Consider the following 22504-nt stretch of genomic DNA (forward strand, 5'->3'; position numbering starts at 1 on the left):
CGGCAGCAAGTCCATCCACTGCTCCCGGTGCGATGCCGTCACCGATGTCCAGACCATCCCCGCCACCGGCCACACCTGGGACCAGGGCACCGTCTTCACCCCCGCCACCTGCACGGAAAACGGCACCATGCGCTACACCTGCACCGTCTGCGGCGAGACCCGGGATGAGGTGATTCCCGCCACTGGCCACACCTGGGACCAGGGCACTGTCCTCACCCCCGCCACCTGCACAGAAAACGGCACCATGCGCTACACCTGCACCGTCTGCGGCGAGACCCGGGATGAGGTGATTCCCGCCACTGGTCACACCTGGGACCAGGGCACTGTCCTCACCCCTGCCACCTGCACGGAAAACGGCACCATGCGCTACACCTGCACCGTCTGCGGCGAGACCCGGGACGAGGTGATTCCCGCCACCGGTCACGCCTGGGACCAGGGCACTGTCCTCACCCCCGCCACTTGCACGGAAAACGGCACCATGCGCTACACCTGCACCGTCTGCGGCGAGACCCGGGACGAGGTGATTCCCGCCACCGGTCACGCCTGGGAGGATGATTACACCGTGGATCAGGCTCCCACCTGCACTCAGGACGGCAGCAAGTCCGTCCACTGCTCTCAGTGCGATGCCGTCACCGATGTCCAGACCATCCCCGCCACTGGCCACTCCTATGAGTGGGTGGTGGACCAGGAGCCCACTGCCACCCAGGCAGGCAGCCGTCACCAGGAATGCACCGTGTGCGGCGCCCTGGGTGCCACGGAGACCATTCCCGCCACTGGCACTGAGCCTGGCACTGAGCCCAGCACCCAGCCCAGCACCCAGCCTAGCACCCAGCCTAGCACCCAGCCCAGCACCCAGCCCAGCACCCAGCCCAGCACCCAGCCCCAGGCCGGCAGCACTGTCCCGTCCACCGGCGACCACAGCCACCTGACTGTGTATGTGGGTATCCTGGCGGTGTGCGTGCTGGCCCTGGCTGGAGTCGGCGCAGTGGCTGTCCGTCGCCGCCGCCGCTAATCGTTCCGCATCTCCCCATATTCCCCTGATCATTTCCTGTGGCCCTCAAAAGAGGGCCACAGGATTTTTTTGCATACTTTTTCTCCCATGGGAAACCCTATCCATGCAAGTGAAACCCAAAGGAGTGATTGCATGGGTCAGCCGGCCATTGACATCAAAAGCGAAATTGGCCCCTTGAAGCGGGTGCTGCTCCACCGCCCCGGGGGCGAGCTGGAAAACCTGATGCCGGAGTATCTGGAGCGCCTGCTCTTCGACGACATCCCCTACCTGAAAATCGCCCAGGAGGAGCACGACGCCTTCTGTGGGCTGCTGCGGGACAACGGCGTGGAGGTGGTGTACCTCACCGACCTGGTCAGCGAGTCCCTCACCGACGGAGCGGTGAAGGAGCAGTTTGTCCGGGCGTATATCGCCGAGGCGGGGGTGCGGGGCACCAAGCGCACCGCCATGATCGCCGACCACTTTCTGTCCATGTCCACCCACAACATGGTCTCGGCCATGATGGCGGGGCTGCGCAAGGCCCAGGTGCGGGGCTACGGGCGGAAAAACCTCACCGACTACCTGGAAGACGACTATCCCTTTGTCCTGGACCCCATCCCCAACCTGTACTTTACCCGGGACCCCTTCGCCGCCATGGGCAACGGGGTAACCATCCACCGAATGCACACCGTCACCCGGCGGCGGGAGACCCTCTTCGCCCAGTATATCTTCGCCTACCACCCCCAGTACAAGGGCACCCCGGTGTACTACGACCGGGCCGCCCCCGCCTCCATGGAGGGGGGCGACATTCTGGTGCTCTCCCCCCAGGTGGTGGCCATCGGCATCTCCCAGCGCACCCAGCCCTGGGCCATTGAGCAGCTGGCCAAACGGCTTTTGTCCCCCCAGGTGGGCTTTACCAAGGTGCTGGCCTTTGACATCCCCAAAAACCGGGCCTTCATGCACCTGGATACCGTGTTTACCATGGTGGACCGGGACAAATTCACCATGCACCCGGGCATCTCCTCCCACCTGCGCCTGTTCGTGCTGGAGCTGGAGGAGGGGGCCCACCTGACCATCACCGAGGAGGAGGACAGCCTGGAAAACATCCTGAAAGAGCATTTGAACCTGGACTCCGTCACCCTCCTCAAGTGCGGCGGCGGCTCGGTGATCGACGCCGCCCGGGAGCAGTGGAACGACGGCTCCAACACCTTCTGTCTGGCCCCCGGCCGGGTGGTGGCCTACTCCCGCAACCATGTCACAAACCGGGTCATGGAGGAGGCGGGCATTGAGGTGCTCACCATTCCCAGCAGCGAGCTGTCCCGGGGCCGGGGCGGCCCCCGGTGTATGACCATGCCCCTGGTACGGGGTTCCATCTAATCTATGTTGCAAAGGAGATCACAACCATGGCAGTCAATCTAAAAGGCAAATCCTTCCTCACCCTCATGGACCTCTCCGCCCAGGAGATCCGCTACCTGTTGGACCTGGGCCATTCCCTAAAGGCCAAGCGGCAGATGGGACTCCACGGGGAGGCCCTCAAAGGCAAGCACATCGTGCTGCTCTTTGAAAAGACCTCCACCCGCACCCGCTGCTCCTTCGAGGTGGCCATGGCCGAGGAGGGGGGCCGGGTGACCTACCTGGACCCCGGCTCCTCCCAGATGGGCAAAAAGGAGTCCATGGAGGACACCGCCAAGGTGCTGGGCCGCTTTTTTGACGGCATCGAGTACCGGGGCTACGACCAGGCCAACGTGGAGACCCTGGCCAAATACTCCGGGGTGCCGGTATACAACGGCCTCACCGACCTGGACCATCCCACCCAGATCATCGCGGACATGATGACCATGGAGGAGCACTTGAGCAAGCCCCTCAAGGACTGCAAAGTGGTGTTCGTGGGGGACGTGCGCAACAACATGTGCTATGCCTGGATGTTTGGCTGCTGCAAGATGGGGGTGGACTTTGTGGGCTACGGGCCCCAGGAGCTCATTGACGGGGCGGACAAGACCATTTTGGAGGCCTGCAAGCAGGAGGGGGCCATTTCCGGGGCCAACATCACCCTGACCTGCGACCCCAACGCTTTGAAGGGGGCAGACGTACTCTACTCGGACATCTGGGCCTCCATGGGCGAGGAGGAGCTGATTCCTCAGCGGGCCAAGCTGCTCACCCCCTACCGCATCGACCACACCATGCTGGCCGCCACGGGGAATCCCGAGGTCATCTTCATGCACTGCCTGCCCTCCTTCCACAACTTCGACACCAAGCTGGCCAAGGAGTGGATGGACAAGGGGGTGGACATCCGGGAGGTCACCGATGAGGTGTTCCGCTCCCGTCACTCGGTGGTGTTTGACGAGGCGGAGAACCGGATGCACGCCATCCGTGCCATTCTGGTGGCAACCCTATGAGGGGGGCCACCAAAGTGGTGGTGGCCCTGGGGGGCAACGCCCTGGAGGACAAGCAGCTCCCCCCCACCGCCCAGTCTCAACACCAGGTGCTCCAGCGCACCGCCCAGCAGCTGTCCCAGCTGTCGGTGTCCGGGTATGAGTTGGCCATCGTCCACGGAAACGGCCCCCAGGTGGGGCGCATCCTCCTGGCCAGCGAGACCGCCCGTGACGTGACGCCCCCCATGCCCTTTGACGTGTGCGGGGCCATGAGCCAGGGGTATATCGGCTACCACATCCAGCAGACCCTCACCGCCGCCCTGCGGGCCCAGGGTAAGAACATCCCTGTGGTGACGGTGGTGACTCAGGTGGTGGTGGACCCCCAGGACCCCGCCTTTTCCCATCCCACCAAGCCCATCGGGCCCTTTTACACCCAGGCCCAGGCGGACACCCTCACCCGGGAGCGGGGCTATCACATGCGCCAAGACGGCCAGCGAGGGTACCGCCGGGTGGTGCCCTCTCCAAGCCCGCAGCGCATTGTGGAGATCGGCACCATGAAAACTCTGTGGAACACCACCATCACCATCGCCTGCGGCGGCGGGGGCGTGCCGGTGGTGGAGGGGGCGGACGGACACCTGGAAGGGGTGGCCGCCGTCATCGACAAGGATTTGGCCGCCTGCCGTCTGGGCATTGAGATGGAGGCGGACGTGCTGATGATTCTCACCGAGGTGCCCGCTGTGGCCCTCCACTTCGGCACCCCTCAGCAGGAGGACCTGGGCGAGGTGAAGGCGGAGACCCTGGAGCAGTACGCCCACCAGGGACACTTTGGGGAGGGCTCCATGCTGCCCAAGGTGAAGGCGGCCATTCAGTTTGCCCGCTCCGCCCGGGGCCGGACCGCCATCATCACCAGCCTGGACCGGGGGCTGGAGGCCCTGGCGGGCAAGTGCGGCACCCGGGTGACGGCCTGACAAATGGCCCCCTTGCATGAAGGGGTCATCTGCCCAAAAGCTGACCGAGAGGGCCTGTTCTTCTCCGATTTCTGTGGTGAAAACCACCGTCCCCGCCGGGGACGCTCCGCTGGGCCCGATTTCTCCCCGATGAGAAATCGGGGAAAGAATCGCCAAAGGCGGGGCCTTCCCCCGCCTTGTGGAATCCACCCCGCGGTACGGGGGGTGCGCCTGCGTTCTTCTCTGTTCGGCCCTTGGCCCAGTTCATGTCACATAGATAGCTTTTCAGTCTATGGATTGTATCTACTCCTCTGCTGGTACAATCTTCTACCCTCAGGGCCTTTCCCTGGTATGCAACTGTTCCCAGTTGCCGGGGGCCGGGCGCAAAAAGCCCCTGAACATTGCCGAATTTCTTGCGTTGTTGGGTGTAGGGGAGGGGCTTGCCCCTCCCGAATCCCCCAGGGCAATACAAGGGAACCAACGGGCCGGGCAAGCCACGGCCCTTACCGCAGCGCAACAGGATGGTGCAGCAAAACCCCCGGCGGCGGGAACGCCGCTTGGCCAGGGTAGGCCCGGATATGGAACGCACCCAGCTATAGGGCCAGTTGCCCAGAGTAGCCTGGTATCATGGCAGTGCCAGGAACCACAGCAAGGGTGACGGGCCGAGCCTAGACCTGACGCAGTTTCAGCCCAGTACCCCAGGGGGGTACCTAGGGGGGAACGCCCTGGGCGGGTTTTGGTGACTTTTGCCCGAACAAAAGTCACCCCCAGCGGGGAGCGTCCCCACCAGGCTGGCAAGCCTGTATTCATTTCTCCGTAAGGAGGTACACTATGAAATCCTTTCGCATGCCCACCGCCTACACCATTCTCCTCTCCCTGCTGCTGGTGATGACCATTCTCACCTGGGTCATCCCCGCCGGACGCTACCAGACGGGAGCGGAGGGGGAGCCGGTGTCGGGCACCTATGAGCAGATTCCCCAACAGGGCCAGCCCATCACCTCGGTGTTCACCGCCCCTCTGGAAGGGCTGTACGAGGCCATCGACATCGCCGCCTTTATCCTCATGGTGGGCGGGTTTCTGGGGGTGGTGGGCAAAACCGGGGCCATTGACCGGGGTATCTCCGCCCTGGTGGTCAAGCTCCGGGGTAAAGAGACCCTGCTCATCCCCATTTTGATGCTGGTGTTCGCCCTGGGGGGCACCACCTTCGGCATGGCGGAAGAGACCATCGCCTTTTACCCTCTGGTGCTGCCCATTCTGGTCTCCGCCGGGTATGACCCCATCACCGCTGTGGCGGTAATTTTGGTGGGGGCTGGGGTGGGCACTCTGGCCTCCACCGTCAACCCCTTCGCCACCGGCATCGCCGCAGGCTTTGCCGGGGTGTCCCTGGGCACCGGGATGTTGCTGCGGGTCATCATGCTGGTGGTGATGCTGGCGGCGTCCATCTATTTTGTGATGCGCTACGCCGCCCGGGTCAAAGCCCACCCGGAGACCTCCCTCATGGCCAGCCGTCGGGCGGATTACACCGCCCGCTTTGCCGCCCAGGGTTCGGACGGGGCCAAGCTGACCTGGGTGCAGTCTCTGGCCCTGGCCCTCTTCGCCCTCACCTTCCTGGTGATGATCTACGCCGTCATTCCCTTTGACGACATGGGGCTGCCCCTTCCCACCCTGGGCTGGTGGTTCCCCCAGCTCTCCGCCCTGTTCCTGGCCGCCTCCATCCTGGTGGGGGTGTGCTGCGGACTGGGGGAGGAGGAGACGGTGGGAGCTTTCATTCACGGAGCCGCGGACCTGCTGGGAGTGGCCTTTATCATCGGCATTTCCCGGGGTATCACCGTCATCATGAATGGGGGCCAAATCACCGCCACAGTGCTCTACTGGGGGGAACAGGCCCTGCGAGGGGCGGGGGCGGTGAGCTTTACCCTGCTCACCTTCCTTTTGTACCTGCCTCTGTCCTTCCTCATCCCCTCCTCCTCGGGGCTGGCCACCCTGTCCATGCCCATTATGGCCCCTCTGGCGGACTTTGCGGGGGTGGGGCGGGAGGTGGTTATCACCGCCTTTCAGACCGCCTCGGGGCTTATCAATCTCATCACCCCCACCAGTGCGGTGGTGATGGGGGCCCTGGCCCTGGGCCATGTGCCCTATGGGGCGTTTTTAAAGTTCATCTGGAAGCTGTTGGCCATCCTGCTGGTGCTGTCCCTCATGTTCTTGGCTCTGGGGGCTCTGGCATAGAAAAAGCACACGCTGAATCCATCAGCGTGTGCTTTTTATCGTGGTGTGTCCCCCAGATTCACCACCTCCAGCCTCTGGGCTATGGCATAGTCCACCGTGTACGCGGTCCCGCCCGTGGGCTGGGTAAGGTAGCTGATGCACAGACTGCTGTGGTCCACCAGATGGCGGTTGCGCACATGCATACATCCCCGGTGGTACCCTCGAGACGTGTACACCACCTTGTCCGCCTGGGCCTTGATGGCCTCATAGGTCTGCTGCTGCTCCCTGCTCCACCGCTCTGCCTGAGACCGACAGGGCAGCACCAAAATGAGGCGGATGTGGGGGTGGTCTTTTTTCAATTCCAGCACCGTCTGGGCCGCCAGGGTGTCGAAGCCCAAGGCACCCCCTGCCCCAAAGTAGCGATATCCCCGGCCAATGGCATCCTCCACCGCTGCCCGCAGCCGCTGGGCCAAGTCCTCCAGCTGCTGGGGCGGGATGGTACGGTGTCCGGTAAAACAAGCGGTCTGTTCTCTCATATCTCTCACATCTATTCTAATTATATATTAATTATTGTTTATCTAGTTATAGTAGTTACACGGGCGCAAATCAATGATTGAACTATATAATTTTTCCTATACCATATAGTACAATCATACAAAAGGTGGTGGGGACTGTGGAGAAAGAGGAATTTATCAAACGGCTGACCCAACTTCGGGTACAAAAAGGGGTGTCTGCCAGAGATATGAGTCTTTCCATCGGACAAAGTGCCGGATACATCAATAACATCGAAAACGGTGTGAATCTGCCATCTATGGCGGCATTTTTCTATATCTGCGACTATCTTGGAATTTCCCCCAGGGACTTCTTTGACACCCAGGCCACCGCCCCCTCCAAAGCCTCGGAGCTCTTGGAAGTGGCCAAAACCTTGGAGCCTGAGCAACTAGACCACCTCATTGCCCTGGCAAAAGGCTTACAGAGATAACTCCTTCTCGTATCACCCCATTTGTGAGCGGAAACACCCCCGCCTCACAAATGGGTTTTTACTTGTTCTATTATATCGCATTGTGGATTTAAGTCAACAACTTGCGCTTATAATTTTTCATCTTGTTGATATAATTTAACAATATGAGAAGGAGGTGAGATGGTGTCTGACAACGATTTGTGTTTGAAAGAAATCGGTCATCGCATCACAGAGCGCCGCAAGCAGCTGGGTCTGACACAAGAAGCCCTGGCAGAAAAGGGCGATATGACCACTCAGTTTGTGTCCTATGCAGAGGCAGGCAAACGGGCCATGAGGCCGGAAAATCTTTTAAAAATCTCCTCTGCCCTGGGTGTCAGTGCGGATTACCTGCTCACAGGGGACGTAATTGACAAAGACCTCCTGTTGCTCTCCCGCAAACTAGAAAAGCTTACGCCATCTCAGCTTCAACACATCGAAAATATCATTGATGAGTGCTTGCTTCTCTTTCATTCGAACTGAGTTGCTGCTCCCATTTTCGTGGGCATGGTGATGATTGCATGACGGAACAAGAATTTTCCCTGCGTTTGGCCAAACTCCGAACAGACAAAGGCGTTTCCGCTCGTGATATGAGCCTATCCATGGGGCAAAATCCCGGCTACATCAATAACATTGAAACGGGAAAATCCATGCCTTCTCTCACCGGAATTTTTAATATCTGTGACTACTTGGGCATTACCCCCAAGGAGCTATTCGATACGGAGACGCAAAATCCCACCAAAGCCTCTGAGCTATACGCCATCGCAAAAGGGCTATCAGGCGAACAGCTTGACCTCCTCATTGCCCTGGCGAAAGGCTTACAAAAGTAATCAAAAATAGACGATACAGCTTCCATTCTGTATCGTCTATTTTTATCCCCGCTTTGTGTCTTGTCCCCGATCCACAAATTATAAATGCAAAGTTAGTTTGTTTATTTCTCATAAATCTACAAAATATTTAGCTTAATTTAAAATTAAGCTAAATCACTTTGCTTAATTCTCTTGATTTTGCAAAAATATTTTGCTAATCTTAGCTAGCTAGTTCAAAAACACCCAGAGCACACCGAAGAAACGGTATACTCTGGGTGTTTTAGCTCTTTTATAGTTGAATGATTTGCCGCTTCTTGTCGTACAGCGTCTTGCTGCCGAAGTACAGCGTGCCAAAACAGGCACAGGTGACAGCGGTACAGATGGCGATCATAATGGCGATCTGATAGAGGATGGAGGTCATGGGCAGGGTGCCCGCCAGAATCTGTCCGGTCATCATCCCGGGCAGGGAGACAATGCCCATACCCACCATGGAGTTGAGGGTGGGCAGTATGGCGGTCTCCAGGGCCTGACGGACAAAGGTACACCGCCTGGGGCACCAGCAGCACCTGGCGGCGATAGGGCAAGATCTGGTACTCCTCCAGGGGGATGCCCCGGTAGAACATACAGCCCGGGTCGGCGGGAATGGACCCATTGAGCAGCCGCAGATAGGTGCTCTTCCCCGCCCCGCTGCGCCCGGTGACAAAGGCAAACTCCCCCTCCTCCACCCGAAGGGCCGGGTAGCGGAGGAAGTCCTGGAATGTTAGGGCTTCCGTGGTGCGTATCATGTCCATACCAGCGTCCCCCTCACCCGTGGATGTCCACGATGCGAGCTACGCCGTCGTCCACGGTGAAGTGCACCTCCAGCCCGCCAAAGCCGAAGCCGTATACCCGCTGGCTGTCCCGCTGGTAGGGGGGCCGGGGGTCCTGGGCCAGCACTCCGGCCAGGGCCTCCCGCTTCCCCTCAGGGATGAGGCAGAGCAGATGGGGTGGAATGTCCACCTTCAGCTTTTGCTCCGGGGCGTCCTGAGCAAAGCCCCCCACCGCCTCCGGGTGGCAGTCGGCATAGGGCACATAGGGCTTGATGTCATAGATGGGGGTGCCGTCCATGAGGTCCGCCCCCGCCACGTAAATCACCGGGCCCTGGGGCGTGTGCTCCTCCACCCCCACCAGCTCCACGCAGGACAGGCCGATGGGGTTGGGCCGGAAGGGGGACCGGGTGGCAAACACCCCCATACGGGCGTTGCCCCCCAGCCGGGGCGGGCGCACCGTGGGAGACCAGGGCTTGCCCACACACTGGGAGAACTCCCAGATGAGCCACAGGTGAGAGAAGCCGTCTAAGCCCCGCAGCGCCTCCGGGTTGCGATACTCCGGGGCAAAGACAATGGTGGCCCGGAGTTCACGCACCAGCCCCGCCTGGCGGGGGACCCCGAATTTACTGGTGAAATCCGTATGAATGTGGGCGATGGGTTCCATGAAAACACCTCGTTTGTACTCTTATTCTTCCAAGTTCTCCCGGGTCAACAGCTTCCGGTAGGTGGCGTCCATACCGATGGCCCCCAGGGGTGCGGTGATGAGGATGCCCAGCACCGCCACAGACAGCACAATCTGTCCGCAGGGCAGGCCCATGGCCAGGGGCACCGAGCCAATGGCGGCCTGCACCGTGGCCTTGGGCAGATAGGCGATGACGCAGAACAGGCGCTCCTTGCGGGTGAGCTTGGTGCCCGCCACACACAGGCACACACCCACGGCCCGGAACACCAGGGCGCACAGAATCATGAGCACGGCGGCCCCTCCGGCGCTCATGGTGTAGCGGATATCCACAGCGGCGCCCACCAACACGAAGAGGATGACCTCGGCGGCAATCCACAGCTTGCCGAACTTCTCAGACAGGCGCTTGGAGACAAAGGCAGGGCTCTTGATTTTCAGCACGCAGGCCATGCTCACCACGGCCAGCAGACCGGAGACCGACACGATGCCCTCCAGCCAGGTCTCCACTGCCATCAGGGTGAAGGACACGCCCAGGACGATGATGACCTTGGTGCTGTTGCGCACACAGTGCTGGTGGGCATAGGCGGTCTCGAAAAAGCGGCTTAAAAGCCACCCCACCACAGCGCCCAGGGCCACACCCAGGACGATGGACACGGGGATGTTGACAAAGTCCATGAGCTGGGGGTTGCCGCCCTGGGCCATGCCGGTAAAGGTGGTAAAGAGGACGATGACAAAGATATCATCACAGGAGGCTCCGGCCAGAATCATCTGGGGGATGCCCTTTTGGGTGCCGTACCCCGTCTCCATCAGCTGCACCATCCGGGGCACCACCACCGCCGGGGACACCGCCCCCAGCACGGCGCCCATGACGGCGGCCTCCATGATGTTGACCCCCAGCAGGTGGGGGGCCACCAGCACGTAGCCCAAAATCTCAAAGCTGGCGGGGACAAAGGACATCATCACCGCCGGACGGCCCACCTTTTTCAGGTCGGACAGGTTGAGGGCCAGGCCCGCTTTCAGCAGGATGATGATGAGGGCCATCTGGCGAAGCTCCGCCGAGATGGACAGAATGGACGGGTCCAGCCAATTGAGCACATAGGGGCCCACCACAATGCCGGTGATGAGCATACCGATGATGCGGGGCAGCTTGAGCTGCTGGACGATGGCCGCCATGGATAGGCCCACCAGGAATATGAGTGCCAGGGATGTTAACATGTTGGTTTCCTCCTTGTGGCCACAAAAAAAGCCAATGCCCCCTGTGACCAAAATAAATCACAGAAGTCATCAGCTGAACACAGCGGTTTCGGTTGCCCGTGGGAGAACTTCATTCCCACAGGAGATTATAGCCCACTTATCTGGGTTTGTAAAGGACTTTTTCTGCCCTTGACAGCCTCCTTGTCCCACAGGTATGATAATAATATCCTAGATACAAAAAGGGAGGGTTTCTATGAGATACGAAATTACCGGCGGCGCATTTCCCGTGGTCATCTGCCACTTGCAGGACCGGGAGCAAATGATCACCGAGCGGGGCTCCATGGTGTGGATGAGCCCCAACATGGCCATGGAGACCTCCGGGGGCGGTCTGGGCAAGATGTTTTCCCGGGCCTTCTCAGGAGAGAGCATGTTCCAGAACATCTACACCGCCCGGGGCCAGGGCATGATCGCCTTTGGCTCCAGCTTCCCCGGCAAGATCATGCCCCTGAACATCGGGCCCGGCCAGGAGATGATCTTGCAGAAAAACGCCTTTTTGGCTGCCGAGTCCACGGTGGACCTGTCCATCCACTTCAGCCGCAAGCTGGGGGCAGGCTTCTTCGGCGGCGAGGGCTTTATCATGCAGCGCCTGTCCGGGCGTGGCGTGGCCTTTGCGGAAATTGACGGCGAGCTCATCGAGTACGACCTGGCACCGGGGCAGCAGATCGTGGTGGACACCGGCAACGTGGCCGGCTTCTCCCCCACCGTCACCATGGACATCCAGCAGGTGCCCGGGCTAAAAAACAAGTTCCTGGGCGGTGAGGGTCTCTTCAATACCCTGCTCACCGGCCCCGGCAAGGTGTGGCTCCAGACCATGCCCATCTCCAATGTGGCCATGGCCATCCGCCCCTTCATCCCCACCGGCAACGGTTAATTTGTGTACATCTGTGCGTCCCCGGCGGAACTGTCCTTCCGCCGGGGACAACTTTTCTTTTTTACCTCTTTACATTATCTCGTTACTGTGCTAAAATACCGTCACTGGCTCCTCCACCCACAGGAGGGACCCAATGAGGAGGATATGAGGATATGAAAAAGATGATTTCTCTGGCGCTGGCCCTGGCCATGGGGCTGAGCCTGGCCGCTTGCAGCGGAAAAGACGCGAAAAACACCGAACCCACCAGCGATCTGGCCTATGTCCAGGACAAGGGCACCCTGGTGGTGGGCATCACCGAGTTTGAGCCCATGGACTACCAGGACGAGAATGGCAACTGGGTGGGCTTCGACGCCGACATGGCCACCCTCTTTGCCGAGAGCCTGGGGGTGGACGTGGAGTTCCAGCTCATCGACTGGGACAGCAAGATCATGGAACTGGACGGCAAGACCATTGACGTGGCTTGGAACGGCATGACCCTCACCGAGGACGTGAAGGAGGCCATGGAGTGCTCCAACCCCTACTTCAACAACGCCCAGGTGGTGGTGGTCAAGGCCGACCAGGCGGACAAATATCAGACCGTGGACAGCATCAAGGACCTGAGCTTCTCCGTGGAAAGCGGGTCGGCAGGCATGGAGCAAGCCGATGCCTATTCCCTCAACTACACCCCCGCTAAGAGTCAGGCCAACACTCTGCTGGAGGTGGCCTCCGGCACCTCGGATGCGGCCATCATCGACTACCTCATGGCCGTGGCGTCCACCGGCGAGGGCACCAGCTATGAAAATCTCACCTACACCGTGTCTCTGGCCGACGAGCAGTACGGCGTGGGCTTCCGCAAGGGCTCCGACCTGGCGGAAAAACTCAACGAGTTCTTCGCCGAGAAGTACGCCGACGGCACCATGCAGAAGGTGGCGGAGAAGTACGGCATTGCCGAGAAATTGGTGGAGCAGCCATAACACAGGCGCAACCGAAGGCAGAGCGGATGCTCTGCCTTCGGTCAGATCATGAAAAAGCAAATTCCATGTAAGATATTCAGATTATTTTGCAGGATCATAAGCCCTCGGCAGAGTTTTCCCGCCGAGGGGCGGGAAAATAAATTGAAATCTGTTTTTTCCGGGGACATGCGCATCGGAAAAAACACTTCTGGAGCCCGCCAGTGTGGCCTTGGGTCGCCCTTTGACCCAAGGGTGCATGCAGCGGGCTGCACTTTCTCTCAAAAATGCAAGCATTTTTGAGACGCATTAAGGTGGTATTGACATGTTTGCAACCGTCATTGGAGCGCTGAACGAGGGCTTTGTCCAGACGCTCAAACTTTTTTTCGTCACCCTATTAGGGGCGCTTCCCCTGGGTCTGGTCATCTGCTGGGGGTCCATGAACCGCTTTTTCCTCCTGCGATGGCTCTCCCGGGCGCTGGTGTGGGTCATCCGGGGCACCCCGCTGATGCTCCAGCTGTTCGTCATCTTCTATGTCCCGGGCATGATTCCTGGTTTCGAAAACCCCTGGCCCGCTGGCGATTCCGGACGGTTTATCGCCGCCAGTGTCACCTTCATTCTCAACTACGCCTGTTACTTCTCGGAGATCTACCGAGGCGGCATTCAGGGCGTCCCCAAGGGGCAGCAGGAGGCGGGGCAGGTGCTGGGCATGACCAGGGGCCAGATTTTCTTCCACGTCACCCTGCTGCAAATGATCAAGCGCATCGTGCCCCCCATGTCCAACGAGGTCATCACCCTGTTAAAGGACACCGCTCTGGCAGGCGTCATCTCCCTGCAAGAGCTGTTGTGGGCAGGCGAGGCCTTCCTGAAAAGCTCCCACGGCTACCGTGGCCTGCTGTGGCCCCTGTTCTTCACCGGCGTATACTACCTGGTCTTCAACGGCCTGCTCACCCTGCTGCTGGGGCGGCTGGAGAAGAAGCTGGACTATTTCTCCTGAAAAGGCGGGTGTGACATATGGCAATCTTAGAGGTAAATAACCTGGAAAAACACTTTGGGTCCACCCGGGTGCTGGAGGATATCAGCTTTGATTTGGAGAAGGGCAAGGCCCTGGCCATCATTGGCTCCTCGGGCAGCGGCAAGACCACCCTGCTGCGGTGCCTGAACTTCCTGGAGACCCCGGATCAGGGCACCATCTCGGTGGGGGGCAACGTCATCTTTGACGCCGCCAACCGCCGCAGCCAGACCGATGCCGAAATCCGCAAAAAACGCCTCCACTTCGGCATGGTGTTTCAGTCCTTCAACCTGTTTCCCCAGTATACAGCCCTGAAAAATGTGACCCTGGCCAAGGAACTGCTGGCCCGGGAACGGCCCGACTTCAAGGCCAACAAAAAGGCCATTTTGGAGGAGATTCAACAGGAGGGCCTGGAGCTGCTCACCAAAATGGGCCTGGAGCAGCGGGCAGGCCACTACCCCAGCCAGCTCTCCGGCGGCCAGCAGCAGCGGGTGGCCATCGCCCGGGCCCTGGCCCTGAAGCCGGATATCCTGTGCTTTGACGAGCCCACCTCTGCCCTGGACCCGGAGCTCACCGGAGAGGTGCTGCGGGTCATCCGGGGCCTGGTGGAACAGAAGACCACCATGATCATCGTCACCCACGAGATGGCCTTCGCCCGGGACGTGGCCGACGAGGTGATGTTCATGGATGGGGGCCTCATCGTGGAGCGAGGCCCCGCCCGACAGGTCATCGAGAACCCCCAAGAGGAGCGCACCCGGCAGTTTTTGGCCGGATACACCCAAGAATAAGCAAAAAACATCCACATGGACCCAGGTCCATGTGGATGTTTTTTCTGTTCTCTCAGGCGAAGGGATTCTCGTCGGGATAGGGCAGGCTCTTGGGCTGGTTGTAGGCGATATCCCCCACGCCCAGGTACTTGAACACCTCGTACAGGGCCTTGCCGTGGTGACCGAAGGCCACAGCCCCGTGGTGGGGATAGCGCTTGGCCAGCAGCACATGGCGGTAGAAGCGGTCCATCTCCGGGATGGCAAAGGCGCCGATGGAGCCGAAACTCTGGCAGTCCACATCCATCACCTGGCCCTGGGCGATGTAGGCCCGCAGCTGGGTGTCGGCAGTGCTCTGGAGGCGGAAGAAGGTGATGTCTCCGGCCTTGATGTTGCCCTCCATGGTGCCACGAGTGATGTCCGGCTCGGCCAGCTCGGGCTCCAGGTCCCGCTTCATGATGAGCTGATAGCCCATGTGGGGATTTTTCAGCAGGGAACAGCTGGTGTTGCCGCAGTGAAAGCCCATGAAGGTCTCGTTCAGGCGTACGTCGTACTTGCCCCGCACGCACTGGTCATACATGGACTGGGGCACGGTGTTGTTGATGTCCAGCAGGGTGGTGGGCCCGCCGGAGACGCACACCCCGATGTACTCGGACAGGGCCCCGTAGATATCCACCTCGCAGGCCACGGGGATGCCCCGGGCGGCCAGACGGCTGTTGACGTAGCAGGGCACGAACTTGAACTCGGTCTGGAAGGCGGGCCAGCACTTGTTGGCAAAGGCCACATACTGCCGGGTGCCCTTGTGGTCCCGGGCCCAGTCCTCCAGGGTCAGCTCATACTGGGCCAGACGGGGCAGAATGCCAGCGTAGGGGTTGTGGTCCCCCAGCTCCGCCTCCATCTCCGCCATCTTGGCGGGAATGCGGGGGTCGTCAGCGTGCTTGTTGTAGGCCACCAACAGGTCCAGCTCGGAGTTCTCCTCCACCGCCACGCCCAGGTCGTACAGGGCCTTGATGGGGGCGTTGCAGGCCAGAAAATCGTCGGGACGGGGGCCAAAGGTGATGACTTTCAGACCCTTGAGGCCCAGAATGGCCCGGGCGATGGGGACAAACTCCGCCATGGCGTGGGCCAGGTCCTGGGCGGTCCCCACGGGGTACTCGGGGATGTAGGCCCGCAGGCCCCGCAGCCCCAGGTTATAGGAGCAGTTGAGCATGCCGCAGTAGGCGTCGCCACGGCCATCGTGGAGGTCGCCGTCTCCCTCGGCGGCGGCCACGTACATCACAGGGCCGTCAAACCACTCGCCGATGAGGGTCTCCGGGGTCTCGGGGCCGAAGTTGCCCAAAAACACCACCAGAGCGTTGACCCCGGCCCCCTTCACGTCGTCCACGGCGGCCCGGGCGTCCAGCTCGGTCTCCACGGTGACGGGGCACTCATACACGCCCTCCCCATAGGCGGCCACCAGGGCGGCCCGGCGGCGCTGGGACAGCGCGGCGGGGAAACAGGAGCGGGACACGGCGATTAAGCCCAGCTTTACCTCAGGAATATTGTCAAACATGATAAAAACCCTCCTTACAGGTTCAAAATATACTCTTAGTCTTGGGCCAGGGTGGCAAACAGCCCCCGGCAGGCGGGATAGATCTGGCGGAATTTCTGATATTTGGCCTCATACCGGGCCACCAGCTCCGGCTGGGGCTCCACGGTGTCCTTCACCTGCACCAGGGCCTGGGCGGCCTGCTGGACACTGGCAAAGGCCCCGCAGCACACCATGGCCAGTATGGCGGCTCCATACCCCGGCCCCTGCTCGGTGGCCATGGTGTCCAGGGGAATGCCCAGGACGTTGGAGAGAATGGTACGCCACAACGGCGACTTGCTGCCCCCGCCGCACAGGCCGGACCGGGGGATGTTCAGCCCCAGGCTACGGGCCACCTCCAGGGAGTCCCGGATGGCAAAGGCCACCCCCTCCAGCACCGCCTGGGTCATGTCCGCCCGGGTGGTGTCCATGGTCATCCCCAGAAAGGCGCCCCGGGCGTCGGTGTCGTTGATGGGGCTGCGCTCCCCCATGAGATAGGGGAGGAAATACACATGGCCCCGCCCCAGCTTGTCCTGGGAAATGGGGGCCTGTTGGGCGGCGTAGTCCGAGGTGCCCAGGATGTTGTCACACCACCAGGCGTTGCAGGAGGCCGCCGACAGCATACACCCCATGAGGTGCCAGCCCCCATCGGCGTGGGCGAAGGCGTGAAGGGCGTTGTTGGGGTCCACCCGGAACTGGGTGGAGGAGATGAAAATGGTGCCGGAAGTGCCCAAGCTGATGTTGCACTTGCCGTCCCCCACGGTTTGGGTGCCCACCGCGGCGGCGGCGTTGTCCCCCGCCCCGGCGCACACCAGAGTGTTGGGAGACAGCCCCAGGGCCTGGGCCACGTCCTCCCGCAGAGCCCCCACCCGCTCCCAGCTCTCGTGGAGGGTGGGCATCTGGTCCTCCCTCAGGTGGCACAGCTGGAGCATCTCCCGGCTCCAGGTCTTGTGCTCCACGTCCAGCAGCAGCGTCCCCGAGGCGTCGGAGTAGTCGGTGGCGTACGCCCCGGTGAGGCAGTACACCAGGTAGTCCTTGGGCAGGAGGATTTTGTAGATGCGGGCGAACAAATCCGGCTCATTCTGGGCCACCCACAGCAGCTTGGGGGCGGTGAAGCCCGCAAAGGCGATGTTGGCGGTGTGGCGGCTGAGCACCTCCCGGCCCACCTGATGGTTGAGCCAGTCCACCTGGGGGGCAGTGCGGCCATCGTTCCACAAAATGGCGGGGCGCAGCACCTGCCCCTGGTCGTCCAGAGCCACCAGGCCGTGCATCTGACCCCCCACCCCGATGCCCGCCACCTGGGCAGGGTCCACCCCCTCCAGCAATTGGGGAATGCCGGACATACAGGCCGTCCACCAGTCCTGGGGGTTCTGCTCACTCCAGCCAGGCTGGGGAAAATACAGGGGGTAGTCCCGGCTCACCGTGCGGCTCACCGTTCCCGCCCCATCCACCAACAGGAATTTGCAGGCGGACGTGCCCAAATCAATGCCAATATAGTACAAGGTCTCTCGCCTCTCAGTCTTTGGGTTGTGATTCTGCTGTTACCATACCACCCCCGCCCCCTGCCGTCCTTGACTAGTTTGCTGTGGTGATTAGACAAGTTTGCTGTTTTTGTATATTAGCCGTTGTGCACATTTTGGGCATTCCTCTTTTGTCCGTTTCGTCAGTTTTGAAGTTTTACAAACTTTTTTAGCGTATACTCACTGTTTTCTCTCCATTTGAACCGGACAACCCCATTGCATTTTCTCCCCAAGGCGAGTACAATTTCTTATACAAATTTACGATTTGGGAGGTGTGGCCTGTGGCGACCCTGGAAATTGTCCAACATCCCCACCTGGGGGGCGTCCATCTGTTTTTCAACACCCTGGACCACCGCTCCCTCCACATCCATCTGGACTGGGAGCTGGTGTGGGTGCTGGACCAGCCGCTGCTGGTGTCCTGCGGCGGACAGGAGCACCGGGTGGAGCCGGGGGAGCTGGTGCTGTTTAGCCCCGGCCAGCCCCATGAGTTTCACAAGGTGGAGGGCAGCTGCACCTTTTTGTGCCTCCAGTTGGACCCCGCCGCCTTTCCCGCCGCCCAGCGGGTGTACGCTGAGACCATCTTTCCCGCCGCTCATCTGTCTGAGGCGGAAACGGCCTGGCTGAAAACCTCCCTCGTCGCCCTGTTTCGCCGCTATCTCCAGCGCCCGCCCTTCTACCAGCTGGACTGCCTGGGGCGAGTCAACCAGATTCTCTATCTCCTCCTCACCCGCCTGCCGGTGCGTCAGGTCACGGAACAGGAGGCGGCAGAACGGGAGCGGCGCAGCGCCCGGCTCATGCGGCTGGTGGCCTTTGTGCAGGAGAATTTCGCCCACAAAATCCGCCTGTCCGACTTTGCCCGGCAGGAGCGCCGCTCCCTGAGCTATCTATCCCACTTCGCCCGGGAGATGCTGGGCCACAGCTTCCAGGAGTATGTGGCCACGGTGCGCTTCCACCACGCCTGTCACCTCATGGCCACCACCAACAAGGGAATGCTGGCGGTGTGCATGGAGTCGGGATTCTCCGACTACCGCTACTTCTCCCGGATGTTTCAGACCCACTTCGGCATGACCCCCGAGGCCTACCGCCGTCGGCCAAAACATTCCCAGACCACCCAGCCCCACCCCACCCTGGACTCGGCGGAGCGGTTTTACTCCCCGGAGGGAAGCTTGCAGTTGCTGGACAAGTTGGAAAAGCAGTATGGGGACAAAAAAGCCTCCCGTCTCTGCCCCGATTAAAATCTGTGCCGCAAAGCGGCACACCACAATTCTTCATTATTCACTCTTCATTATTCATTAAAAAAGACGCAGACACGCCGGTTTGGCGTATCTGCGTCTTTTTTCTCACAGCTCCTCCAGGGTGGGCATGGCGGGAATGGCGCCGCTGCGGGAGCAGGTCACCGAGGCCGCCCGGTTGGCAAAGGTGAGAATCTCCTCCAGCTCCTCTTTGGTCAAGCCCTCCAGGGCTCCCTGGGTGCGGCGGCTCAGGCGGCTGAGCACGGCCCCGAAGAAGGTGTCTCCGGCCCCGTTGGTGTCCGCCACCTTTGTGGGTACGCCGGGGACGACGCCCGTGGCGTCGCCCAGGCGGTAAAACACACCCTCAGAACCCAGGGTGATGAGCACCAGGGAGATGCCCTTGTCTGCCATCACCTGACTGCAGGTCTCGGGATCATTGGAGCCGGAGAGCAGCTCCATCTCCTCGTCGGACAGCTTCAAAATGTCCACGCTGGACAGGGGACGGCGCATCCACTCCACCGCCTGGTCCTGGCTCTCCCACAGAGCGGCCCGGTAGTTGGGGTCGTAGCTCACCGTCACCCCCTGCTGTTTGGCCAGCTCCACGGCGTGGAGGGTGGCGGTGCGGGCGGGGTCGGCGGTGAGGCTCACCGAGCCGAAGTGGACAATACCCGCCCCGGCAATGAGGTCCCCATCCACCTGGTCTGCGGTCAGGTTGGCGTCCGCGCCCCGCATGAACTGGAAGGAGCGCTCCCCCTGGGCGCTCACCGACACCACCGCCAGGGTGGTGGCACCCTGGCCCACCCGCAGGCCCTGGGTGCTGACGTTGTTTTCCTCCAGGACCTGGGCCAGGTAGGTGCCGAAGCCGTCGGAGCCCACCATGCCCACGAAAGCGGTGTCCGCCCCCAGGCGGGACGCCGCCACCGCCACGTTGGCGGGAGCGCCGCCGGGATTGGCGGCATACATGGGGATGTTCTGCTGGTTATATCCGGTCTGGGTCAAATCAATGAGAATTTCGCCGATGGTGACAATGCGCATGACGCTCTCTCCTTCCGAGTGAAATCGTTTTCATATAGAAAATTGTATCACGTTTTCCCTCCGGTGACAAGGGGGGCGCTGGGAACTTTTCCCCGGACCCCCCGTCCTTTTTCTTGCCTTTCTCCGCCCAATCTGCTATCCTGTATACTGCAAGATACTGCAAGAAACAATTGTGGCCCCCTGCTGCGGGGGTTCCACGGATTGGGAGGTATCCGCATGGCTTCCATCAAAAAACGGTCGCTGGTGGATCAGGTCTACGATCGTCTGCGCAGCGATATCATTTCCCTGCGTCTGCCCCTGGGCAGCCGGGTCAACGTCAACGAACTTCAGGACTCCCTGGGTGTCAGCTGCACCCCCATCCGGGAGGCCATCAACCGCCTGCAACAGGAAGGGCTCATTGCCTACGAGAACAACGTGGGCGCCCGGGTGCTGACCCTGGACGCCAAGGACGTGGAGGAGATCACCCAGCTGGCCACCACCCTCCACTGTGCCGCCGCCCGGCTGTCCATGGAGCGGGAGGACCACCAGGTCCTGGCCCAGCACCTGGCGGAACGTCTGGCGGAATTTGAGGCCGCCCGGACGCCCCAGCAACTGGCGGTGGGGGTGCACCGGTTTATGGAGGTATTTTACGTCCACTGCGGCAACCGCCGTCTGGACAAGAGTATGCTGGCCATTCAGGGCCAACAGCTGCTGCTGCGCAACCTGTACACCGCCCACGGCATGGACCTTTCGGCCAATCTCTCGGACTTCCGGGCCATGCTGGCCGGGGTAGAGCACAACCAGCCGGAGGAGATCTGCAAGGCCCTGAAGGCCAACGCACAGCGGGTGGAACGGGCAGTTAGCGAAACTCTACTGTAAATACACGCAAAAGGGCTTTGATTCGTTGGGTCAAAGCCCCTTCTTTTTGCGCTCTGCTCTTGACTTTTTGCCCTCTGGCCCATAAAATACATAGTTACGATACCTTTATTATTTGAAAAAGGAATGAGAGTTTTATGGCACAAGACAAAAGCAAACAGGTCAGCCAGATCACCGATATGGAGGCCGACTTTGCCCAGTGGTTCACCGACGTGTGCACCAAAGCGGAACTGATTGACTATTCTTCCATCAAAGGCATGTTTATCCTGCGCCCCTATGGCTACGCCATCTGGGAGAACTTCCAGAAGATTCTGGACGAGAAGTTCAAGGAGACCGGCCACGAGAATGTATATCTGCCCATGCTCATCCCCGAGTCCCTGCTCCAGAAGGAGAAGGACCACGTGGAGGGCTTCGCCCCTGAGTGCGCCTGGGTCACCTTCGGCGGCAGCGAGGAGCTGGAGGAGCGCTACTGCATCCGCCCCACCTCTGAGACCCTGTTCTGTGAGCACTACTCCCACATCATCCACTCCCACCGGGACCTGCCCAAGCTGTACAACCAGTGGTGCTCCGTGCTGCGCTGGGAGAAGACCAGCCGTCCCTTCCTGCGCCACCGGGAGTTTTTGTGGCAGGAGGGCCACACCATGCACGCCACCGCCCAGGAGGCCATGGAAGAGACCGAGCGGATGTTCAACATCTACGCCGACTTCTGCGAGAACTACCTGGCCATGCCCGTGGTGAAGGGCCGCAAGACCGATAAGGAGAAGTTCTCCGGCGCCGAGGCCACCTACACCGTGGAGTGCATGATGCACGACAAGAAGGCCCTCCAGGCCGGCACCTCCCACTACTTCGGCGACGGCTTCGCCCGTGCCTTCGGCGTGAGCTTTGCCGGCAAGGACAACCAACTGCACACCCCCTTTGAGACCTCCTGGGGCGTGTCCACCCGCCTCATCGGCGGTGTCATCATGACCCACGGCGACAACAACGGCCTGGTGCTGCCCCCCCGCATCGCCCCCACCCAGGTCATCGTCATCCCCGTGGCCCAGCACAAGGACGGCGTCATCGAGGCCAACCAGGCCGTGTGCGACCGCCTGAAGGCCGCCGGCATCCGGGTGAAGATGGACGCCTCCGAGCAGTCTCCCGGCTGGAAGTTTGCCGAGTATGAGATGAAGGGCGTGCCCCTGCGCCTGGAGCTGGGTCCCAAGGACATGGAGAAGAACCAGTGCGTGCTGGTGCGCCGTGACAGCGGCGAGAAGACCTTCGTCTCCCTGGACAACATCGAGGAGACCGTGAAAAACCTGCTGGAGGAGATTCAGCAGAGCCTCTTCGACCGGGCCAAGCGCAACCTGGACGAGAACACCTATCCCTGCTCCACGCTGGAGGAGGTCAAGGAGAAGATGGCCACCCAGGGCGGCTTTGCCAAGACCATGTGGTGCGGTGACGAAGCCTGCGAGCTGAAGATGAAGGAAGTGGCGGGCGTGTCCTCCCGCTGCATCCCCCTGGAGCAGGAGCACCTGGGCGACGTGTGCCCCGTGTGCGGCAAGCCCGCCAAGCACATGGTGTACTGGGGCGTGGCTTACTAATCCCACAATATTGATCTGCACAGGCGTATCATGTCCCCCGGCATGGTACGCCTGTTAGCATGTCGAAAAAATGCAAGCA

20 protein-coding genes, 2 pseudogenes and 1 riboswitch are annotated in these 22504 nt (G+C 60.9%); of the genes and pseudogenes, 15 read left to right on the forward strand and 7 right to left on the reverse strand.

The genetic code is table 11. The features are described from left to right. The 5 genes and pseudogenes from B5F98_RS13095 to B5F98_RS05160 form a co-directional block, all read left to right on the forward strand. Positions 1-1012: pseudogene (locus B5F98_RS13095) on the forward strand (hypothetical protein); the annotation flags it as partial. A 132-nt stretch (positions 1013-1144) separates the two neighbouring features. Next, positions 1145-2365: an arginine deiminase gene (gene arcA, locus B5F98_RS05145; RefSeq protein WP_087370082.1), complete on the forward strand. Its 1221-nt coding sequence runs from the start codon at positions 1145-1147 to the stop codon at positions 2363-2365. A 26-nt stretch (positions 2366-2391) separates the two neighbouring features. Continuing rightward, on the forward strand, positions 2392-3384 hold the full coding sequence (gene argF / locus B5F98_RS05150; RefSeq protein ID WP_087370083.1) for an ornithine carbamoyltransferase: 993 nt from the start codon (positions 2392-2394) through the stop codon (positions 3382-3384). After that, positions 3381-4328 (forward strand): carbamate kinase, encoded by a 948-nt coding sequence (gene arcC / locus B5F98_RS05155; protein ID WP_087370085.1) that lies wholly within the window; start codon positions 3381-3383, stop codon positions 4326-4328. The genes argF and arcC overlap by 4 nt, the downstream gene beginning before the upstream one ends. A gap of 810 nt (positions 4329-5138) precedes the next feature. Then, positions 5139-6533 (forward strand): YfcC family protein, encoded by a 1395-nt coding sequence (locus B5F98_RS05160; RefSeq protein ID WP_087370087.1) that lies wholly within the window; start codon positions 5139-5141, stop codon positions 6531-6533. 35 nt (positions 6534-6568) lie between these two features. Here the strand turns inward: B5F98_RS05160 and B5F98_RS05165 are convergent, their stop codons facing one another. Continuing rightward, positions 6569-7048, reverse strand: a complete 480-nt coding sequence (locus tag B5F98_RS05165; protein ID WP_087370089.1) for an SLOG family protein — start codon at positions 7046-7048, stop codon at positions 6569-6571. A 137-nt stretch (positions 7049-7185) separates the two neighbouring features. On the opposite strand from B5F98_RS05165, the gene B5F98_RS05170 reads away from it, so the two are divergent. The 3 genes from B5F98_RS05170 (at position 7186) to B5F98_RS05180 (ending at position 8339) form a co-directional block, all read left to right on the forward strand. Next, positions 7186-7494 carry a helix-turn-helix transcriptional regulator gene (locus tag B5F98_RS05170; protein WP_087370091.1) on the forward strand — a complete coding sequence of 103 codons (309 nt, stop codon included), beginning with the start codon at positions 7186-7188 and terminating at the stop codon, positions 7492-7494. Positions 7495-7653: 159 nt separating this feature from the next. After that, on the forward strand, positions 7654-7992 hold the full coding sequence (locus B5F98_RS05175) for a helix-turn-helix transcriptional regulator (RefSeq protein WP_087233108.1): 339 nt from the start codon (positions 7654-7656) through the stop codon (positions 7990-7992). A 38-nt stretch (positions 7993-8030) separates the two neighbouring features. After that, a complete protein-coding gene (locus B5F98_RS05180) occupies positions 8031-8339 on the forward strand; it encodes a helix-turn-helix transcriptional regulator (protein ID WP_087233111.1) in 309 nt (102 codons plus the stop codon). 268 nt (positions 8340-8607) lie between these two features. Here the strand turns inward: B5F98_RS05180 and B5F98_RS05185 are convergent. From B5F98_RS05185 to B5F98_RS05200, 3 genes and pseudogenes are all read right to left on the reverse strand, one after another. Further along, positions 8608-8847: pseudogene (locus tag B5F98_RS05185) on the reverse strand (ABC transporter permease); the annotation flags it as partial. A 275-nt stretch (positions 8848-9122) separates the two neighbouring features. Beyond that, on the reverse strand, positions 9123-9791 hold the full coding sequence (gene tsaA / locus B5F98_RS05195) for a tRNA (N6-threonylcarbamoyladenosine(37)-N6)-methyltransferase TrmO (protein WP_087370095.1): 669 nt from the start codon (positions 9789-9791) through the stop codon (positions 9123-9125). 21 nt (positions 9792-9812) lie between these two features. Beyond that, on the reverse strand, positions 9813-11021 hold the full coding sequence (locus B5F98_RS05200; protein WP_087370097.1) for a cation:proton antiporter: 1209 nt from the start codon (positions 11019-11021) through the stop codon (positions 9813-9815). Between the two features lie 53 nt (positions 11022-11074). Continuing rightward, positions 11075-11147: riboswitch (Fluoride riboswitch) on the reverse strand. Between the two features lie 106 nt (positions 11148-11253). Between B5F98_RS05200 and B5F98_RS05205 the strand changes: the two genes are divergently transcribed. The 4 genes from B5F98_RS05205 to B5F98_RS05220 all read left to right on the forward strand — a co-directional run bounded on the left by B5F98_RS05205 (position 11254) and on the right by B5F98_RS05220 (position 14660). Beyond that, positions 11254-11931 carry a TIGR00266 family protein gene (locus B5F98_RS05205; RefSeq protein ID WP_087370099.1) on the forward strand — a complete coding sequence of 226 codons (678 nt, stop codon included), beginning with the start codon at positions 11254-11256 and terminating at the stop codon, positions 11929-11931. 152 nt (positions 11932-12083) lie between these two features. Continuing rightward, on the forward strand, positions 12084-12884 hold the full coding sequence (locus B5F98_RS05210) for a transporter substrate-binding domain-containing protein (protein ID WP_087370101.1): 801 nt from the start codon (positions 12084-12086) through the stop codon (positions 12882-12884). A 301-nt stretch (positions 12885-13185) separates the two neighbouring features. Next, a complete protein-coding gene (locus tag B5F98_RS05215; RefSeq protein WP_087370103.1) occupies positions 13186-13857 on the forward strand; it encodes an amino acid ABC transporter permease in 672 nt (223 codons plus the stop codon). A gap of 17 nt (positions 13858-13874) precedes the next feature. Beyond that, positions 13875-14660, forward strand: coding sequence for an amino acid ABC transporter ATP-binding protein (locus B5F98_RS05220; RefSeq protein WP_087370105.1), 786 nt, complete (start codon positions 13875-13877; stop codon positions 14658-14660). Positions 14661-14712: 52 nt separating this feature from the next. Here the strand turns inward: B5F98_RS05220 and B5F98_RS05225 are convergent, their stop codons facing one another. Together B5F98_RS05225 and xylB are read right to left on the reverse strand one after the other, a co-directional pair. After that, entirely contained in the window at positions 14713-16188 is a 1476-nt protein-coding gene (locus B5F98_RS05225) for a fucose isomerase (RefSeq protein ID WP_087370107.1), read from the reverse strand. A 35-nt stretch (positions 16189-16223) separates the two neighbouring features. After that, entirely contained in the window at positions 16224-17705 is a 1482-nt protein-coding gene (gene xylB / locus B5F98_RS05230; RefSeq protein WP_087370109.1) for a xylulokinase, read from the reverse strand. A gap of 299 nt (positions 17706-18004) precedes the next feature. Between xylB and B5F98_RS05235 the strand changes: the two genes are divergently transcribed. After that, positions 18005-18958: an AraC family transcriptional regulator gene (locus tag B5F98_RS05235; RefSeq protein WP_143482737.1), complete on the forward strand. Its 954-nt coding sequence runs from the start codon at positions 18005-18007 to the stop codon at positions 18956-18958. 105 nt (positions 18959-19063) lie between these two features. Here the strand turns inward: B5F98_RS05235 and B5F98_RS05240 are convergent, their stop codons facing one another. Then, on the reverse strand, positions 19064-19990 hold the full coding sequence (locus tag B5F98_RS05240; protein WP_087370113.1) for a carbohydrate kinase: 927 nt from the start codon (positions 19988-19990) through the stop codon (positions 19064-19066). 216 nt (positions 19991-20206) lie between these two features. Here B5F98_RS05240 and B5F98_RS05245 point away from each other — a divergent pair, with 216 nt between their 5' ends. Both B5F98_RS05245 and proS read left to right on the forward strand, forming a co-directional pair. Next, positions 20207-20848 (forward strand): GntR family transcriptional regulator, encoded by a 642-nt coding sequence (locus B5F98_RS05245; RefSeq protein WP_087233144.1) that lies wholly within the window; start codon positions 20207-20209, stop codon positions 20846-20848. 134 nt (positions 20849-20982) lie between these two features. Then, the gene (proS, locus tag B5F98_RS05250; protein ID WP_087370115.1) at positions 20983-22425 is read left to right on the forward strand and encodes a proline--tRNA ligase; all 1443 of its coding nucleotides are present in this window, start codon (positions 20983-20985) and stop codon (positions 22423-22425) included. The last annotated feature ends 79 nt before the right edge of the window (positions 22426-22504 follow it).

It is taken from the genome of Pseudoflavonifractor sp. An44 (assembly GCF_002161675.1).
Lineage (GTDB): Bacteria > Bacillota > Clostridia > Oscillospirales > Oscillospiraceae > Enterenecus > Enterenecus faecium.

Bases quoted from the DNA above. Each gene is read 5' to 3' on its own strand.
- B5F98_RS05160 (WP_087370087.1), top strand. From the start codon at position 5,139: ATGAAATCCTTTCGCATGCCCACCGCCTACACCATTCTCCTCTCCCTG.
- B5F98_RS05165 (WP_087370089.1), bottom strand. From the start codon at position 7,048: ATGAGAGAACAGACCGCTTGTTTTACCGGACACCGTACCATCCCGCCC.
- B5F98_RS05225 (WP_087370107.1), bottom strand. From the start codon at position 16,188: ATGTTTGACAATATTCCTGAGGTAAAGCTGGGCTTAATCGCCGTGTCC.
- B5F98_RS05205 (WP_087370099.1), top strand. From the start codon at position 11,254: ATGAGATACGAAATTACCGGCGGCGCATTTCCCGTGGTCATCTGCCAC.
- proS (WP_087370115.1), top strand. From the start codon at position 20,983: ATGGCACAAGACAAAAGCAAACAGGTCAGCCAGATCACCGATATGGAG.
- B5F98_RS05240 (WP_087370113.1), bottom strand. From the start codon at position 19,990: ATGCGCATTGTCACCATCGGCGAAATTCTCATTGATTTGACCCAGACC.
- tsaA (WP_087370095.1), bottom strand. From the start codon at position 9,791: ATGGAACCCATCGCCCACATTCATACGGATTTCACCAGTAAATTCGGG.
- arcA (WP_087370082.1), top strand. From the start codon at position 1,145: ATGGGTCAGCCGGCCATTGACATCAAAAGCGAAATTGGCCCCTTGAAG.
- B5F98_RS05215 (WP_087370103.1), top strand. From the start codon at position 13,186: ATGTTTGCAACCGTCATTGGAGCGCTGAACGAGGGCTTTGTCCAGACG.
- arcC (WP_087370085.1), top strand. From the start codon at position 3,381: ATGAGGGGGGCCACCAAAGTGGTGGTGGCCCTGGGGGGCAACGCCCTG.
- B5F98_RS05180 (WP_087233111.1), top strand. From the start codon at position 8,031: ATGACGGAACAAGAATTTTCCCTGCGTTTGGCCAAACTCCGAACAGAC.
- B5F98_RS05245 (WP_087233144.1), top strand. From the start codon at position 20,207: ATGGCTTCCATCAAAAAACGGTCGCTGGTGGATCAGGTCTACGATCGT.
- B5F98_RS05210 (WP_087370101.1), top strand. From the start codon at position 12,084: ATGAAAAAGATGATTTCTCTGGCGCTGGCCCTGGCCATGGGGCTGAGC.
- B5F98_RS05220 (WP_087370105.1), top strand. From the start codon at position 13,875: ATGGCAATCTTAGAGGTAAATAACCTGGAAAAACACTTTGGGTCCACC.
- argF (WP_087370083.1), top strand. From the start codon at position 2,392: ATGGCAGTCAATCTAAAAGGCAAATCCTTCCTCACCCTCATGGACCTC.
- B5F98_RS05175 (WP_087233108.1), top strand. From the start codon at position 7,654: ATGGTGTCTGACAACGATTTGTGTTTGAAAGAAATCGGTCATCGCATC.
- B5F98_RS05200 (WP_087370097.1), bottom strand. From the start codon at position 11,021: ATGTTAACATCCCTGGCACTCATATTCCTGGTGGGCCTATCCATGGCG.